The following is a 15,981-nucleotide window of genomic DNA, read 5'->3' on the forward strand; positions in this document are numbered from 1 at the left end:
CTGTTTGCATAGGTGATTGCGAATCACGCACGGAAAACTGTTTCCGCGCCCGATACGAAAAGGTCCGCTCCCCCTGGGGGCGGGCCTTTTTAATGGCTGTCTGTCATTGCCGTGGTGCGCTGCGCTCCACTCGCAATGACAGGCGACCGACTTATTTCACCACTTCCACCTTCATAGTGATGTCCTTAACGGGCCACTTGTCGGACTCCACGGGCTCGTTGGAAATCTTGTCCACCACGTCCTGGCCTTCTATTACTTCGCCGAAAACCGTGTACTGGCCATCGAGCGAGGGCACGCCGCCCACGGTGGCGTAGGCTTTCACTTGGGCGGGGGTGAGCTTGCGCCCGGCCATGGCCTGCGATTGGAACGGGGCCATCTTTTCGCCCACCACAAAGTAAAAGTCGGTGTTGGAGGACAGGCGGCCGGGGTTCTGCTCGTCGTCGTAGCGGGCCATGCCGAGGGCCCCTTTGTGGTGGAAGTGCTCGGGGCGAATTTCGGGCGGCAGGCGGTAGCGCTTCAGCCGGATGGTGCGGGCGTTGTAGGTCTGGCCGCCCTGCACGGCGAAGTTCTTCACCACGCGGTTGAACATGGTTTCGTCGAACACGCCCTTGCGAGCCAGCAGCAGGAAATTGGCCTTGTGGATGGGCGTGTCGTCGTACAAGCGCACCCGGATATTGCCCAGGCGCGTCTTCACCAGCACCTCGGAGCCGGGGTATTGCTTGCCGTAGGCGAGCAGCGCAGCCGGCGCGGCGCTGTCGGTGAGCGTAGCGAGGTCGGGGCCGGGCACCACGGGTTTGGTGGCGGTGGGGGCGGTGGCTGGCGGGGCCTGGTTGCAGGCGGCCAGCAGGCCCAGGCCGAGCAGCAGCCGGCCAGCAGAAGAAACAGATATGCGCATAGCGGTGGGGCCGAAAAGTGGCCCAAGGTAAGACGAGGAGCCGGCCCTGTCGGTTGGCTCAAACCCAAAAAAGCCCGCGCTATGGGGCGCGGGCTTTGAGGTCGAAACTATTACTCAGGCGAGCTTACCAGGACGGCGTGCTGGCTTTCTGCTTGGCTTTTTCGCTGCCGGCCTTGGTTTTTACCTTCACCTTCACTTTTTCCACGGGGGCGGTGGGAGTGGCGGCGGCGGCTGGAACGGGCTCGGCGGGCGTGGGCGCAGGTGTCGCTTCGGCTTCGGCGGGCGGCTCGGCCATGTCTTTGGCCGATTTGATTTCGTCCACCGCTTCCACCTTTTTCACCTTTTGCTGGGCCAGCAGGAGCTGGTCCTGGGCCAGGGTGTTCTTTTTCCAGGCCGAAACTTCGGTGCTGAGCTTTTCTTTTTCCTCTTTGGTGGGCTTGTTGGGCGTCATCATACTGCCGAGGTCGGGCTTGCCCGCGTCCTGCCAGGCCGTGAGCCAGAGCGAGGCCACCATGGTGGTGGCCTCCTTCATGCGGTTATCGACCATGCCGCCCACCTCTTTTTCGTACTCGGCTGCGAAGGCGTCGGAGTAGCGGCGCGAGGTTTTGCCGTACTTGTGCGAGAACGTGAAGCGCACGTCGGGCTTCATCACCTTCTCAATTTTGCTGGCCCGGTCAAAGGTTTCGCCCAAAAAGCCGTAGCTGCGCTGCAGCGTGGTCCAGACGGCATTCAGCGGGTCTTTGATGTACTTGGCATCCTCGGCCGTGAGGTTGTAGTCGTTGATGTATTTCTCGGGCAGCTGGCTTTCCCAGAGGCTGTGCAGGCCTTTCTGGTCGGTGAGCTGGCCGTCGTAGTTGATGGTGGTGTGCAGCGGCACAAACGAGTCGCCCACGTAGTGGCTCAGCTCGGCCGAGTACTTCACGATGTTCAGCGTGTCGCGCTGGCGGAAGGCCTCGGTCAGGTTGTCCTTCATCTCCATAATCACCCACGGCACGGTGCCGTACTTCTTGAGCGTATCGGCCGAGAACTTGGCCACGGCCTCGTCGTACTGGCGCGGCATCTTACCGAAAGGGTTGCTTTCGGAATAATGGTCCATGTCGATGTAGTGCTTGGGGGCCTCGGTGGGGTCGTCGTTGCGGCGCTCGTCGGGGGCCGTGCTCAGGCGCACCACTTCGGCCATGTGGCGGAAGTAGAAAGCCTGCATGGTGGCCGGCAGCTCGTACACAGCAATCTGCGTGATGGTGCGGTGGCCGAAGAAGCCCCAGCCGCTCGCGGTGCCGTGGGCCAGGATGAGGGCCGCGAGCAGCAGCGGCAACAACGTTTTTTTCATGAATGCGGGAATGATTACGGGACCCGGGATAGTTCCCCTGGCCAAAGTTCGGCAATGGCCGCCACATTCAGAAGCCCTGGCCCTGGGGTGCGCCACTGGGGCGTCCCGTACCTTCGCGGCTCAAATAGCTGATATGAACTACACGCGTCGCTTGTTAATCGGAGTATTGAGTTTGTTGGCCGGCCCGGCCGCAGCCCAGATATTCACCATTCCGCCCGGGGCCTACCGCACGGGCGCGGCCTACCATCGCAAGCAGCCCCAGCCCGCCGGCCTCGACGCCACTTACCCCGACAAGCGCGGCCAGCTGGTGGTAGTGGTGCCGCGCGGCACCAAAACCGCTAAGCTGCGCGTGGCCCCCGACAGCGTGTGGGGCTACGTGTCGGGCAAAGGCCGCACCTTCCGCCTGTTTCGCAGCGAGGAATACCGCCTCGAATACGCCGACACGCTCTGCATCTACAGCAGCAGCAACATCATGGCTGGCAGCGACCGTGATGGCAACAACCTGCGCACGCCCGGCGCCAATGCTCTGGGGCCATACACGGCACCGCGCTATTTCTTCAGCCGGGGCCTCAACGGGCTCATTTTCCCGCTCAACACGCGCTACCTGCGCGAAGCCTACGGGGCCAGCAACCCCGGCTTTATCACCGCCATCGGCAAGCTGAATATTGGCCAGAGCCTGGTGGATTTCGACCGCAGAACCGGCCTGTTCCGCGTGACCACGCTGTATCGCGACGGGGCCGGCAAATAGCGCCAGCTGCTGCGGCAGCTCTAATCAACCACGGCCCGGGTCTTTGCTGCCGTAGCGGCCGCCTGCCGGCGTTGGAGCAGTTCGGTCAGCTTCTCGAAAATGAAGTCCACGGCCTGCGCCCGCAGTTTTTCGGCGCTGCCGGTGACGTGGGTGCGGTATTCGTGGGCGTGGCCATCGAGCAAAATGGTGATGAAGATGGTGCCCACGGGTTTGTCGGGCGTGGCCGAAGCTCCGGGGCCGCACAGGCCGGTCACGGCCACGCACACATCGGCCGGAAGGTGACGGTGCAGGCCCAGCGCCATTTCGTTGGTGGTTTGCTGGCTTTCGGCCGAGTAGGTGGCAAGCGTGAATTTTTTCACGCCCAGCAGGCGCTGCTTGGCCTCGGTGTGGTAGGTGACGATGGAGCCCAGCAGCACGTCGCTCACTCCGGTAGCTGCCGCCAGCTGCGAAGCCGCCAGGCCACAGGTGCAGCTCTCGGCCAGGGCCAGGGTTAGCTTTTGCTGTAAGAACAGCTCCACCAGGTCATTCAAATCGGAGGTTTTCATAAGGAGCGAGAGGTAATGCCTCTGCATACGCCCCCCTGGGCGGACCAGGTTGCGGCCGAGCTTACCTTTGGCAGGGCCTGAACCTGCGCCACCGGCGGGCTATTCCTGCCGATAAGCCACGCCGGCTTTCATCACAAACTTCGGCCGCATCAGGGCCGAAATATCCTGCAACGGGTCGCCATCCAGCGCCACGATGTCGGCCATCTTGCCGGCTTCGATGGCCCCCAAATCGGTGGTTTCGCCCAGCAGCTCGGCGGCGTTGAGGGTGGCCGTGCGGATGGCCTCAAGCGGGCTCATGCCGGCCTCCGTCATGTAGCCGAACTCCCGGGCGTTCTGGCCGTGGCGGTACACGCCGGCATCAGTGCCAAACGCTACCCGCACGCCCGCCTTGGTGGCGCGGCTGAACGTGCCCTGCATCTTGGTGCCCACATCGAGGGCTTTGCGGGCAATAACGGGCGGAAAGTAGCCGGGCCGCAGCCGCGCAGTATCAGCCACCGACTTGCCGGCGATGAGCGTGGGCACGTACCAGGTGCGGCTTTTGGCCATGAGCCGGATGGCTTCGTCGTCCATCAGCGAGCCGTGGTCGATGCTGGTCACGCCGGCCCGCACGGCCCGCTTGATGCCCTCGGCGCCGTGCGCGTGGCAGGCCACGCGCAGGCCCAAATCGTGGGCGGTTTCCACCACGGCGCGGATTTCTTCTTCGGTGTACTGCGCGCCGGTGCCGTCCTTGCTCAGGTCGAGCACGCCGCCGGTGCTGGCAATTTTGATGAGGTCGGCCCCGCGCTTGAACTGCTCGCGCACGGCCTGGCGGCACTGGTCGGGGCCATTGGCGAGGTAAATGGGGTGGCCGGCTTTGATGAGCTGGTCTTCGTTGAGGCCGTCGGTTTCGTCCATGTGCCCGCCGGTGGCCGAAATGGCCGTGCCCGCCGAGAAGATGCGTGGCCCCGGTACCAGGCCCTGGGCCACGGCATTGCGCAGGCTGGTGTTCACCCCCGAGCCGCCGCAGTCGCGCACCGTGGTGAAGCCGGCCCGCAGCGTGGTGAGGGCGTAGCCCTGGGCGCGGTAGGCGACATCGGCGGGGTTGAGGGTGAACTGCTCGCGGAAATTATTGCGGCTCGATTCCGATTCGAGGTGCACGTGGCAGTCGATGAGGCCGGGCAGCACGGTGCGGCTTTCGAGGTTGATTACTTTGTCCTGGGGGCTGCTGGCGGCGGTGTAGCCGGCTTGCACGGCCGTAATCCGGTCGCGCTCAACCACAATCGTTTGCTGGGCCAGCAGCTTGCCGCTGCGCACGTCCAGCAGGTGGCCGCAGTGCAGGTAGGTTTTCTGGGCGAAAGCGGCCGGGGCGGCCAGCAGAAACACGGCCGTGGCGAAAGCGGGAATAGATTTGCGCGTCATACGTTTGTGTAAATGAGCCGCCAAGGTACAACGGCGCGTTCCCCATAAACCCACCGCATTTCCCCTTTTTATTATGACCACGCAAGAAGAATTCGACGCGGCCAGCCAGCGCGCCCAGCAGTTGCCCACCAAGCCTTCCAACATGATTCTGCTGCAGCTCTACGCCCTCTACAAGCAGGCCACCGACGGCGATGTAACCGGCGACCGCCCCGGTGGCTTCGACTTCAAAGCCATTGCCAAATTCGATGCCTGGAACAGCCTGAAAGGCACCAGCAAAGACGCCGCCCGCCAGCAATACGTGGAGCTGGTGAGCGAGCTTGCGGGGTAGGTTTTAGCGCTGAGTGATTAGTGGTTAACGGTTAGTGGCTAATTGGCTCGAAAACATTAACCACTAATCACTCACCATTAACCACTAATGCAAGTGGACATTTCCCGCAAAAAGCCACCGTACCCCATCACGCCGGCCCTGCGCCGCTACCTGCGCGCCTACGACCGCGACACCCAGTTGCCCGTGACCTACGCCGATTTGCGGCAGTTCACGGGCTCATTTCCGCTGCTGGACCGGACCGGGAAGGACACGCTCTGGCAAACGGTGTACTTCGAGCCACAAACCCTGCGCGAGCTCAGCCAGGGCCTGACGGAGGTGTACGCGCTGCTGAAAACGGCCGGCGACCTGTCCTTCTCCGAGCACCTCGTGGCCGACCGGATTGACTACTGCGAGTTTGGCAACTCGCGGCCGTTCCGGGTGCGCATCGTGAACCAGCTCAACGACAACTACGACTACTTCTACGTGAAGCAGGCCGACGCCTCGCGCCTCTACGGCCTGGAGCTGGAGCACCTGCTCTCGCCCAACTCGCTCACGTTTCTGGTGAGCGGCGACACGCTCATTGAGGAGCACATCGTGGGCATTCCGGGCGATGACTTCATCCGGCACCACCTCAGCCAGCCGCACCTCAACCAGGTGCGCATTGCCAAGGAGTTTGTGAAGTTTAACGAGCGCTGCTTTGTGCGGCTGCTGGGCGACATGCGGGCGTATAACTACGTCATTGCCGTGACGCCCGACTTCGAAGACGAGCAGTACCGGGTGCGGGCCATCGACTTCGACCAGCAGAGCTACGAGGGCCGCCGGGTGATGTACCTGCCCCAGTTTTTCAAGGACAACGCCGAGGTGGTGGCCATGTGCGCCCGCCACCTCAAGCCCGAAACCCTGCGCCAGTACCAGACCGAGGAGCGTGCCCTGATGGCCCGCCGCGCCCGCGCCGAGCGCCACCGCCTGCGCGACCTGCTGGAAGCCATGCGCCGCCACGACCTGGCCCCGCCCGACAAAGTGGCCCAGCTCAAGGCCGAGCTCAACCGCTACCACCACACCGATGCCTTCGAGAAGTGCGACTCGATGGGCGACGTGGTGCGCCAGAACCTGTGGCTGATGCTGGGGGCCAGCGGCGCGTTTCGGGCGGCGGGGTAGGGGGCGTGGGCGCTTCTGATAACGGACGACCGACTGGTGCAGGCTGGTGGCGCAGTATCAGAAAGCCTGTCACGGGCCGAAAAAGGAATGGCCCGCTAGCGCCTCCGGCTCCGCAGCCGGAGGCGTTTTGCTGTTCGGGTGGTGTATCTTCCCTCTTTATTTCAATTCCTTTCCACCTTTTATTCCTGATGAAACAACCTCTACTGCCCGCGTTGCTTTCGCTGCTCTTGTTGCTGACCCTGTACGGCCCGGCCCGCAGCGCTACCCCGCCGCCTACTACTGGCCGCCCTCTGGCCGAAGCCCTCAACCCTGACGGCACCCTAAAGGCCGGAATGAATGGCTCATTTGACGCCCGCGCTTTTCGGATGCAGACTGCGCCGGATGGGCGGCCAGTGTTCCGGCCAGCCGGCGTGGCCGGGGCCGGCGATGAGCGGTGGCAGGACGGATTTGGACTGCCGAATGGGACCGATGCAGAAGTTCTGGCTGTGCTATCGGTTGGCACCAATATCTACATTGGGGGTTCCTTCACGGTGGTGGGAACGGTGCCGGCCCGGTGCGTGGCAAAATGGGACGGCACGACGTGGAGTGGCCTGGGAGCGGGGGTAGGCGACTTAAGCGTATATGGAGGCGTGGATGGAGGTGTGTATGCCTTGGCCGTAGCGGCCAACGGCGATGTGTACGCGGGCGGCAAGTTTACCCAAGCCAGCGGGTTACCTGCGACCAACGTGGCCCGGTGGAACGGTACGGCCTGGAGTGCCCTTGGTGCGGGCCTGTACCGGAATGGAGGGGGGGCTTCGGCCGTTTACGCCCTGCTGGCTGGCCCCGGCGGGGCCATGTATGCGGGTGGAAATTTTACCCAGGCTGGTGGGGTGGCTACCCAAGGCATTGCCCAATGGAATGGCACGACCTGGGGCTTTCTCGGCACCACTACCTACAACGGCGTAAACAGCAACGTCAACTCTCTGGCGTTGGCGGCCAACGGCGACCTGTACGTAGGTGGGCAGTTTACTCAAGCCGGGGCGGTTAATGCCAATCGCATTGCCCGCTGGAACGGCACGGCGTGGAGCGCCCTTGGCGCGGGCATCGGCAGTGTGGGCAGCGACGTCGTGGCCGCCCTGGCCGTAGCGGCCAACGGCGACCTTTACGCGGCGGGTAGCTTTGTTCGGGCGGGCAGTGTCACCGCCAATGCCATTGCCAAGTGGAACGGCACGACGTGGAGTGCCCTAATTGCCAACCCCGGCACCGGCCAGGGCAATGGGGTGAACAGTAACGTGTATTCGCTGGCCCTGGCTCCTAACGGTGACCTTTACGTGGGAGGCATTTTTACCCAGGCCGGCCTGACGGCGGTTAGCCGCGTGGCTCGCTGGACCGGTACGACCTGGGTAGCCTTGGGCACCGGCGTGGGCACGGGCCTGGGCGTGGAAGCCCTGGCCGTAGCGGCCAACGGCGATGTGTACGCGGGCGGGCAGTTTGGCCAGGCCGGCGGGGTACCGTCCGAAAACCTGTCCCGCTGGACCGGCGCGGCCTGGACCTCCGCACCCGGCACCAACCAGATTAGCGGAGTAAATGCGTCGGTTTCGGCCTTGGCCATAGCTCCCAATGGCGACGTGTACGTGGGCGGGCTCTTTAGCCGGGCCGGTGGGGTGGCCGCCAATGCCATTGCCAAGTGGAACGGCACGGCCTGGAGCGCGCTCGGTACGGGCATGGCCACCAGTGGAACCACCGCGCCTCGGGTGTCGGCGCTGGCCGTGGCCGCCAATGGCGACGTATACGCCGGGGGCAGCTTTACCCGGGCCGGAGGCGTGGCGGTGAGCAACGTGGCCAAGTGGAATGGCACGGCATGGAGCGCCCTCGGCACGGGCATGGCCACCAATAATGCCAGTGCGGCCTTTGTCACGGTCCTGACCGCGGCCCCGAACGGCGACATCTACGCCGGCGGCAACTTTGTGCAGATAGGAGGCGTAACGGCCAACTTCGTGGCCCGCTGGAACGGTACCGCCTGGAACTCGCTGGGCACAGGCACCGCCAATGGCGTGTTCGGAACAACCCAGGCCATTGCCCTCGCTCCCAATGCCGACGTGTATGTGGCGGGCTACATCAACCAGGCCGGCGGCATGGCCATCAACTACATAGCCAAGTGGAATGGCACGGCGTGGAGCGCCCTTGGCACGGGAGCCACCAATGGCACCAACAGCAACATCATTGCCCTGGCCGTGGCGACCAATGGCGACATCTACGCCGCTGGTTCCTTCAACCAGGCCGGCGGCATCACGGCCAATCGGGTGGCCCGCTGGAATGGTAGCACCTGGAGCCCCCTCGGCACCGGCTTGGGCACCTTGGTGTCCGATGCCGGTTTGGCGCTGGACGTAGCCCCCAACGGCGACCTTTATGCGGCGGGCCAGTTTACCCAAAGCGGAGGCGTTGCCACCAACTACATCGCCCGGTGGAATGGCACGGCCTGGAGTGCCCTCGGCACCGGGCTAAACAACACGCCCACAAAGTTGGTGGTGGGGGCCAATGGAAAGCTCTATGCTGGGGGCATCTTCACCACCACCGGCGACGGTCGCAAAGCCACTCCCTACTTTGCTATCTACGACCCTGCCGCGACACTAGGCACAGTGCCGGCCGCCCGCGCCACACCCGCCGCGCAGCTCTTCCCCAACCCGGCGCACAGCACGACCACGCTGCGCCTGCCCACCGGTGCGCCCCGCCAGCCCCTGCTGCTCACCGACGCGCTGGGCCGCCCCGTGCGCCGCTACCCCGCCCCAACCGCTGCCGAGGCCGAGCTGGACCTGCGCGGCCTGCCCGCTGGCACCTACGTGGTGCGCTGCGGCGAGCTTTCCCAGCGCCTGGTGGTGGAGTAAACAAAACTCATTCAACAGCAAAAAGCCCGCTGGCCAATTGGTCAGCGGGCTTTTTTATGATGCAGATGCCGGATTATACGGCTGGCTTGGGCGCGGGCAAATCGAACGCCACGGCGGCGTGCTCGAAGTGGCCTTTGTGCGAGCCGTCGCAGAAAGGCTTCTGCTTGGAAAGCCCGCAGCGGCAGATGCTGATGCGCTGGCGGCCGCCGAGGCCATAGGGCTGGCCCTGGGCATCCACGAGTTCGATGTCTTCGCCCTCTACGCGGAGGGAGCCGTTGGAAAGGACGGTGAGTTTGGTGGCCATTTTGGGAGGGTTGAGTTTTAAGGGTTGAAGGTTGAGTTAGTTGGTAACTGTCATCCTGAGCGCAGCAAAGGACCTTATCACGCTCACATAAAGTGCGCTAACCTGATAAGGTCCTTCGCTACGCTCAGGATGACAAACGGAAATTATAGCGCCTTGCGCATGATGTAATCGTTCATGAAATACGGGCCGATGGGCACGTCTACCTCGCGTTGGCGCACAAAGCCGCGCCGCTCGTAGAAAGCAATGGCGGGGTTGTAGCGGTTCACGTTCAGGTCTAGGAACTGGCCGCCGGCGACGCGGGCCGCGTTTTCCACCGCCTCGATGAGGTGCACCCCCAAGCCCTGGCCCTGGCGCGTGGGCAGCACGTAAATCTTGTGCAGCTTATAGCCGGTGCCGCTGCCGTCTTCGGCCGGCAGCGGGCCGAAGGAGGCAAAGCCAGCCGGCTCGCCCTCCACCCGCGCCAGCAGGAATACGTGGTGTTGCTCCACCATCTGCCGTTTCAGCGCAGCCGGCGAGTAGATTACCCGGTACATGTATTCCAGCTGCTCCTCCGAAATGATGAAGCGGTAGGTAGGCTCCCAGGTAGCCTCGGCCAGTTGAATAATGGTCGGAATGTCGTTGAGCGTGGCGGGCTCAATGCGCGGCGGCGCGGCAGGGGCGTCAGAAGTCATAAGCGGTAAAACACGAAATTGCGGCGAAAAAACCGAAACCGGCCCGTCCTCAAGCATACGGTTGGCCCGTTCCTTGCGTTTAAGCCCGCAAACCTTCGTTTTTTCTTCGTTCTGACCATGAAATCTGCATTCGTTCTGCTCCTTGCCGGCCTGCCCTTCGCCAGCCGGGCCCAAGCCACCACCCAGGCCGAGCTGCTGCGCCGCGGCGAACTCACCGGCTCCCGCCCCTCCACCACTGCCCGCAGCCAGGCCCGCCAAACTGCCGCCCGCGCCGCCAATACTTCCTCCGACCCCGTGCAGCAGCACCTGCTGCAAACCGACGTGAACCTGGCCCAGGCCAGCGCCGACCAGCTCCCCAACCTCTACGAGCGGTTCATCGCCACCACCCGCGACGAGCGCCGCACCTGGACCTACGAGCAGTGGGACGGTGCCGGCCAGGTCCTGGCCCGCCTCAACCAGCGCTACGAGCAGGTGCGGACCACGCTGCCGCTCGAAGAGCGCATCCGCATCCGCTCCTTCCAAGGCGAGTTTCACACCCTGCGCGGTGCCCGGCAGGTGAAGGAAAAGCTCGATTAGCGCAAATTTTCATTCCGACGCAGGAGGAATCGGATAAAATTAAATCCCTCCGGTTGCTCCTGCGTCGGAATGACAACCGTTAGCTACTTCGTTTCCAGCCACTCCCGGGCGTCTTCCTCGCTGGTAAATAGTGAAATATCGAGTTGGCCCCGCACGGCAGCCACAAATTCCTGGCTCACAATCTGGGCCTCTGGGTTGGGCGACAGAATGTAGGCAACGGCCCGCAAGCCCGCGGCTACGGCCTTGGGGAGCCATTCGTATTCGAGCCAGGGCAGCGCTTCGCTCCAGTCGCCGCCGGTGTCGCGCTTGTCGTTGAGCACCCGCTCAAAACGGTGGTCTTCGATGAGGCGCGTGCCTTCCAGCACCCCGCGAATGACTTCGGCGGCCGTGAGCTGGCCGTGCCAGCGAATGTAGAGCAAGGCATGGTCCGGAAAAAAATAATATTCGGCCAACGGTGCTCCGTAGCTGTCGGCGATGGTGCTCAGGTGAACGGCTTCGGCGGTTAACATGGCAGGTAAACTAATATTGGATATCAAACATACTACATAATAACGGGCCTAAATCGTTGAGCCAATGCGGGCCGCGCTACTACCTTTGGGGTTCTGCTTATCACTCGTCTTTTTCGTTCGTAGCGCATGCACATTGCCATCGTCGGCAACATTGGAGCCGGTAAAACCACGCTGGCCCATAAGTTGGCCCAGCATTTCCGCTGGGAAGTATTTCTGGAAGATGTGGACGACAATCCTTACCTGAAGGATTTTTACCACGACATGCCCCGCTGGGCTTTTCACCTGCAGGTGTATTTCCTCAACGGCCGCTTCCGCCAGACGCAGCACATCAAGGAGCTGCAAAAAGCCGGGCGCGGCATCATCCAGGACCGCACCATCTACGAGGATGCCCACATCTTCGCGGCCAACCTGCACCAGTCGGGCCTGCTCGAAACCCGCGACTACAACAACTACTACGCCCTGTTCGAGTCGATGGTGGACCTGGTGGCCCCGCCCGACCTGCTGCTCTACCTCCGCGCCGACCTGCCCAAACTCATCGGCCAGATTGAGAAGCGCGGCCGCGACTACGAAAACACCATCAGCATCGAATACCTCAAAAACCTCAACGAACACTACGAGAAGTGGATTAGCACCTACGACGCCGGCCGCTCCCTCATCGTGGACGTGAACGAGCTCGACTACGTGCGTCGTCCCGAAGACCTGGGTACCATCATTGAGAAGATTGATAACACGCTGTTCGGCCTGTTTTAAGGCATACGCCAAGCCAGCCCAAGCAAAACGCCCCGCTTTCCATCACGGAGAGCGGGGCGTTTTGGTGTGCCGCAATCCGTAGGCTCTAAGCCGGCTCCGGGATAGCCGCGTTGAAAAAATCGACCAGCGGCCGGGCCGCTGCAATGCCGGCCACCAGTTCGTCCACAAAGCCGGGGGCCAGCACCTCGGCATCGGTATAGAAGCGGCCCACCCCAAAGGTCTTGAGCCGCAGCCACGCTACGTCCGGGTCGGTGGCGGCGTAGCCGCGCGGCGGGCGCGTCAGCTGCGGCCCGGTGGTGTCGAGGCCGTCCGGGAAGTAGCGCAGCAGCTCCGGCGCCCGCCGCAGCCGATGAAACTCGTCGCTACTGTAGTGGATTTCCTGCCGGATGGCGGCCAGCAGCTCCGGAGTAGGGTGGAAGGTGCCCGCCCCCAGCCAGCTGCGCCCCTCCGGCTGAATGGCCAGGAAATAGCCCGCCCGGGGTGCGTGGCGGCCGCCGCGTTTTAGGCCCGCGCCCATGCGGCGCTTGTAGGGCTCGGGGTCGCGGTGCGCCCGGTCGTTCTTGTGCAGCCGAAACATCACGTCGGTTGTGGTGAGGTTGGCCAAATCGGGGTCTGTGGCCGCCACGCGGGTCAATACCTGATTCACCAGCTCGGTGCAGGCAGCGCGGGCGCGCTGGTACTCGGGGCGGTGCTCGGCCATCCAGGCCGTGGTGTTGTTGGCCGCCAGCCGGGCCATGAAATTCAACAGATACTCCAGTTCCATAAAAAAAGCCGGGCATCAGGCCCGGCTTTCCCCAACGCACCCGCAAGGGCAGGAGTTGCAAAACAGTCAGCCTGCGAACCCCACCGGCATTATTTCCGGCTGAGTACCGTCACGGCATCCCCCACGCGCAAGTAGCCTCGGGCTGGCCCGGTCACGTTCTGTCCGAATAACGTACTGTTCTCGGCTTTCCGATAGGTAGCCAGCGTACGCAGCGGGTCGCCCACCGGGCTTTTGAGGGCCGTCGCTTGGTCGATGGTCGTGAGCACGCAGCGCCCGCAGCCCCGCACTGCCCGAAACGGCACCTCGCCAATCTGAAACTGCTCCCAGGCATCGTCCTCATAGGCCTCGCCGCCCCCAAACACCAGGTTGGGCCGAAACCGATTCATCGGTACCGGCTCGGCCAGGCGCGTATTCAGGTCGGCCAGCGCCGCCTCACCCGCCAGCAGGTAGGGGTAGCCATCGGCGAAGCTCACCAGCTTGCCCTCAGGGTTGAGTTCCGGCTCCACCTCGCGCCGCACCATGTCCGACATATACATCAGCCGGCAGGGGCGGCCCAGCGCCTCCGCCAGCCACTTATCGGCCTCGGGCGTGCCACGCCAGGCCCACAGAATATCGTCCCACACGGTCACAAACAGCGTCCGGTCGGGCGTGGCCTCGAAGGGAATGAACAGCGGCAGCAAATCGGGCCGCTGGCGATGCGAAATCAGAAAACCATTGTAGGCCGGAGCCACGGCCAGCAGGGCCAGCTCCGGCTGCTGCCGCTGCGTCATGAAGCGGTTGCGCTCGTCTACCAGCAGCCAGCGACGGTCGTGGCGCAGGCCACGGGCCGTTACCTCGGCTTCGGCCACAGCATACCCGCCGAGGGATTTGACAGGGTACAGGAAAAGGCCGGTGAGGGAAAGGGAAGCAGACATAGCCACAAAAGTAGGCGGGTTGTTGGAGTGATGGAGTAAAAAAAGGATTCCACCTGCCCACCAACCCGCCATTGCGCTACTCTACCACCAGCAAGTCGGCGGCCCGCACAAACGCCACGCGCTGCTGCCACTGCACCCGGTACCAGATATCCTGGCGGCCCAGCACGGGCAGCCGGTCGCCCATGGCAGCCGTGCTCAGCCAGGCCGCGCTGGCCCCCGGCCCATCCATCAGCGCCGCCCCGGAGCGTGCCACCAGTCCCGTTGGCGTTGGTCGCAGAAAGTGCAGGTAGGCGCCCAGCAACGCGACGTAGGCGGCATAGCCCACCCACGCGCCGCGCGGGCTGCGGCGCCACAGCAGGGCCATTGCACCCAACACTGCGCCCGCCAGCAATGCCTGCAACCCCGGATAAAAATACCGTTGCGCCTGCACCCGCAGTTCCTGCTGCCAGGTAGCCGGGTAGCCCACCAGTCGGTGCTGGGTGGCCAATGCCACTAGTTGCCGCCACGTGCGCACCCGGGGCTGCCGTGCCTGCGCCATGCTCAGGTAGAGCAGCGCCGCCGGGTAGTGCCCGAGTTGCTGCTGCGCATAAGCCATTTTCAGCAGCAACTCGGGCGAAACGCGCCGCTGCTGCCACACCTGCTGCCGATAATCAGGAAAAGAAGCTTCGTATTGCCCCGCTGCGAAGAGGGAATCAGCCCGCCGCAGGTCAGCAGGCGCACTGGAAAGGTTACTTGCTAAATTTTTTTTTGCCGGTGAATTTGCACTCAAGGCACAGATAGGCAGGAAGATTAGAAAGCAGAAAAGGATGCGCACAGCAATGAGGGTGACTTTTTTTTAAAGTCAGGGTTGTGTAGTTCCGGAGGCTATAGTACTTTTGTGCCACCAAAGAAGGAAACGCCCTTCCAAGGTAAAGGTACCGATTCTGTAGCTCAGCTGGTAGAGCAGTACACTTTTAATGTACGGGTCCTGGGTTCGAATCCCAGCGGGATCACAGCAAAAAGCCCCATTCTGGAAACAGGATGGGGCTTTTTCATTGGGCTTGGTCAAGCTGCAACTGCTTCGGAATGAGAGCTTGCTAATGTATAGGCTAGAGCACAAAAAGGCCCACTGCCATTAGCGGTGAGCTAATAACCGTGGGCCTTTACTTTGGACTAATAGCAGATTGCCATACGGCGGATAACCGTTTTTTGAGCATCAGTCTGCTTTTTGCTAAGGTGCTTCTGTTACTTCAGCAACTCGTGCAGCACCGTTTGCATGGAAATGGTCCGGTTGCCGGCTTCCTGAATGATGAGCGAGCCGGGCGCGTCGAGCACGGCATCGGACACTTCCACGTTGCGGCGCACGGGCAGGCAGTGTAGGAATTTGGCGCTGTCCGTGAGGGCCATGTGCTCGGGGGTGAGCATCCAGGCGGGGTCGTTGCCCAGCACTTGGCCGTAGTCGAGGTAGCTGCTCCAGTTTTTGGCCTGCACGTAGTCGGCGCCTTCCAGGGCTTTTTTCTGGTCGTACTCGATGCGGGCACCTTTGGTAAATTTGGGGTCCAGCTCGTAGCCTTCGGGATGGGTGATAACGAAATCAACCCAATCGATTTCCGAGAACCAGTCGCAGAAGGAATTGGGCACGCACTGGGGCAGGGCGCGCACGTGCGGGGCCCAGGTAAGCACCACTTTCACACGCTCCTTCTGCTTGGTTTCGGCCACCGTAATCAGGTCGGCAAACGACTGCAGCGGGTGCAGCGTGGCGCTTTCCAGGCTGATGACGGGCACCGTGGCGTATTGCAGAATCTTGTTGAACACGACTTCGCCGTAATCCTCGGCCTTGTCCTTGAGGGTGGGGAAGGTGCGCACACCCAGCACGTCGCAGTACTGGCTCATCACCGCGATGGCATCCTTGATGTGCTCCTGGGTGCCGCCGTTCATCACCGCGCCATCGGCCATCTCCAGGGTCCAGGAGTCGGCTCCAGCGTTGAGCACCCAAGCTTGCGCGCCCAGGTTGTACGCCGCCTTCACCGAGCTGAGCCGGGTGCGCAGGCTGGGGTTAAAGAAAATCAGCCCGACGGTTTTGTTGCGTCCGATGTGCTGGTAGCCGTAGGGGTTGACTTTGATTTCCAGTGCTTGCTGCAGCAGGGCTTTGTAGTCGCCGGCATCGGCGAAGGAGGTGAAGTTTTTCATTTTAAAACTGTTGTGTCGAGAATGTTAGAGTAAAAAAAACAAGGGGCCGAGCCTTTCGGCCCCGCCCCTTGCCAACCCGT

17 protein-coding genes and 1 tRNA gene are annotated in these 15,981 nt (G+C 62.8%); 7 read left to right on the forward strand and 11 right to left on the reverse strand.

Annotated elements, in window-relative coordinates:
• Window positions 1-151: 151 nt before the first annotated feature.
• On the reverse strand, window positions 152-895 hold the full coding sequence (locus tag ACYVM5_RS13245) for a peptidylprolyl isomerase (protein WP_460618588.1): 744 nt from the start codon (window positions 893-895) through the stop codon (window positions 152-154).
• A gap of 124 nt (window positions 896-1,019) precedes the next feature.
• On the reverse strand, window positions 1,020-2,225 hold the full coding sequence (locus ACYVM5_RS13250; RefSeq protein ID WP_460618589.1) for a zinc dependent phospholipase C family protein: 1,206 nt from the start codon (window positions 2,223-2,225) through the stop codon (window positions 1,020-1,022).
• 133 nt (window positions 2,226-2,358) lie between these two features.
• Between ACYVM5_RS13250 and ACYVM5_RS13255 the strand changes: the two genes are divergently transcribed.
• Window positions 2,359-2,973 carry a hypothetical protein gene (locus ACYVM5_RS13255; protein WP_460618590.1) on the forward strand — a complete coding sequence of 205 codons (615 nt, stop codon included), beginning with the start codon at window positions 2,359-2,361 and terminating at the stop codon, window positions 2,971-2,973.
• Between the two features lie 20 nt (window positions 2,974-2,993).
• On the opposite strand, the gene ACYVM5_RS13260 is transcribed toward ACYVM5_RS13255, so the two are convergent.
• Both ACYVM5_RS13260 and ACYVM5_RS13265 read right to left on the reverse strand, forming a co-directional pair.
• Window positions 2,994-3,518: a CinA family protein gene (locus tag ACYVM5_RS13260; RefSeq protein ID WP_460618591.1), complete on the reverse strand. Its 525-nt coding sequence runs from the start codon at window positions 3,516-3,518 to the stop codon at window positions 2,994-2,996.
• A gap of 99 nt (window positions 3,519-3,617) precedes the next feature.
• A complete protein-coding gene (locus ACYVM5_RS13265) occupies window positions 3,618-4,916 on the reverse strand; it encodes a metal-dependent hydrolase family protein (protein WP_460618592.1) in 1,299 nt (432 codons plus the stop codon).
• 73 nt (window positions 4,917-4,989) lie between these two features.
• Here ACYVM5_RS13265 and ACYVM5_RS13270 point away from each other — a divergent pair, with 73 nt between their 5' ends.
• The 3 genes from ACYVM5_RS13270 to ACYVM5_RS13280 all read left to right on the forward strand — a co-directional run bounded on the left by ACYVM5_RS13270 (window position 4,990) and on the right by ACYVM5_RS13280 (window position 9,245).
• Window positions 4,990-5,244, forward strand: a complete 255-nt coding sequence (locus ACYVM5_RS13270; protein WP_460618593.1) for an acyl-CoA-binding protein — start codon at window positions 4,990-4,992, stop codon at window positions 5,242-5,244.
• Between the two features lie 87 nt (window positions 5,245-5,331).
• Window positions 5,332-6,381, forward strand: a complete 1,050-nt coding sequence (locus ACYVM5_RS13275; protein WP_460618594.1) for a hypothetical protein — start codon at window positions 5,332-5,334, stop codon at window positions 6,379-6,381.
• A 188-nt stretch (window positions 6,382-6,569) separates the two neighbouring features.
• Window positions 6,570-9,245, forward strand: coding sequence for a hypothetical protein (locus tag ACYVM5_RS13280; RefSeq protein WP_460618595.1), 2,676 nt, complete (start codon window positions 6,570-6,572; stop codon window positions 9,243-9,245).
• A gap of 73 nt (window positions 9,246-9,318) precedes the next feature.
• Here ACYVM5_RS13280 and ACYVM5_RS13285 read toward each other — a convergent pair whose 3' ends face one another.
• Both ACYVM5_RS13285 and ACYVM5_RS13290 read right to left on the reverse strand, forming a co-directional pair.
• The gene (locus ACYVM5_RS13285; protein WP_460618596.1) at window positions 9,319-9,549 is read right to left on the reverse strand and encodes a CDGSH iron-sulfur domain-containing protein; all 231 of its coding nucleotides are present in this window, start codon (window positions 9,547-9,549) and stop codon (window positions 9,319-9,321) included.
• A gap of 143 nt (window positions 9,550-9,692) precedes the next feature.
• Window positions 9,693-10,220: a GNAT family N-acetyltransferase gene (locus tag ACYVM5_RS13290; protein WP_460618597.1), complete on the reverse strand. Its 528-nt coding sequence runs from the start codon at window positions 10,218-10,220 to the stop codon at window positions 9,693-9,695.
• A gap of 117 nt (window positions 10,221-10,337) precedes the next feature.
• Between ACYVM5_RS13290 and ACYVM5_RS13295 the strand changes: the two genes are divergently transcribed.
• Complete coding sequence (locus ACYVM5_RS13295; RefSeq protein WP_460618598.1) at window positions 10,338-10,796, forward strand: hypothetical protein; 459 nt, start codon at window positions 10,338-10,340, stop codon at window positions 10,794-10,796.
• 83 nt (window positions 10,797-10,879) lie between these two features.
• Here ACYVM5_RS13295 and ACYVM5_RS13300 read toward each other — a convergent pair whose 3' ends face one another.
• Complete coding sequence (locus tag ACYVM5_RS13300) at window positions 10,880-11,305, reverse strand: STAS/SEC14 domain-containing protein (protein ID WP_460618599.1); 426 nt, start codon at window positions 11,303-11,305, stop codon at window positions 10,880-10,882.
• 126 nt (window positions 11,306-11,431) lie between these two features.
• On the opposite strand from ACYVM5_RS13300, the gene ACYVM5_RS13305 reads away from it, so the two are divergent.
• A complete protein-coding gene (locus ACYVM5_RS13305; RefSeq protein WP_460610331.1) occupies window positions 11,432-12,055 on the forward strand; it encodes a deoxynucleoside kinase in 624 nt (207 codons plus the stop codon).
• Window positions 12,056-12,140: 85 nt separating this feature from the next.
• Here the strand turns inward: ACYVM5_RS13305 and ACYVM5_RS13310 are convergent, their stop codons facing one another.
• The 3 genes from ACYVM5_RS13310 to ACYVM5_RS13320 form a co-directional block, all read right to left on the reverse strand.
• Complete coding sequence (locus tag ACYVM5_RS13310) at window positions 12,141-12,818, reverse strand: DUF2461 domain-containing protein (RefSeq protein ID WP_460618600.1); 678 nt, start codon at window positions 12,816-12,818, stop codon at window positions 12,141-12,143.
• A gap of 89 nt (window positions 12,819-12,907) precedes the next feature.
• Entirely contained in the window at window positions 12,908-13,732 is an 825-nt protein-coding gene (locus ACYVM5_RS13315) for an MOSC domain-containing protein (RefSeq protein WP_460618601.1), read from the reverse strand.
• A gap of 76 nt (window positions 13,733-13,808) precedes the next feature.
• Complete coding sequence (locus ACYVM5_RS13320; protein WP_460618602.1) at window positions 13,809-14,369, reverse strand: hypothetical protein; 561 nt, start codon at window positions 14,367-14,369, stop codon at window positions 13,809-13,811.
• Window positions 14,370-14,651: 282 nt separating this feature from the next.
• Here ACYVM5_RS13320 and ACYVM5_RS13325 point away from each other — a divergent pair.
• Window positions 14,652-14,724 (forward strand) — tRNA-Lys (locus ACYVM5_RS13325).
• Window positions 14,725-14,956: 232 nt separating this feature from the next.
• On the opposite strand, the gene ACYVM5_RS13330 is transcribed toward ACYVM5_RS13325, so the two are convergent.
• On the reverse strand, window positions 14,957-15,901 hold the full coding sequence (locus ACYVM5_RS13330) for a Rossmann-fold NAD(P)-binding domain-containing protein (RefSeq protein WP_460618603.1): 945 nt from the start codon (window positions 15,899-15,901) through the stop codon (window positions 14,957-14,959).
• Between the last annotated feature and the right edge of the window lie 80 nt (window positions 15,902-15,981).

The sequence above is a fragment of the Hymenobacter ruber genome, assembly GCF_054783255.1.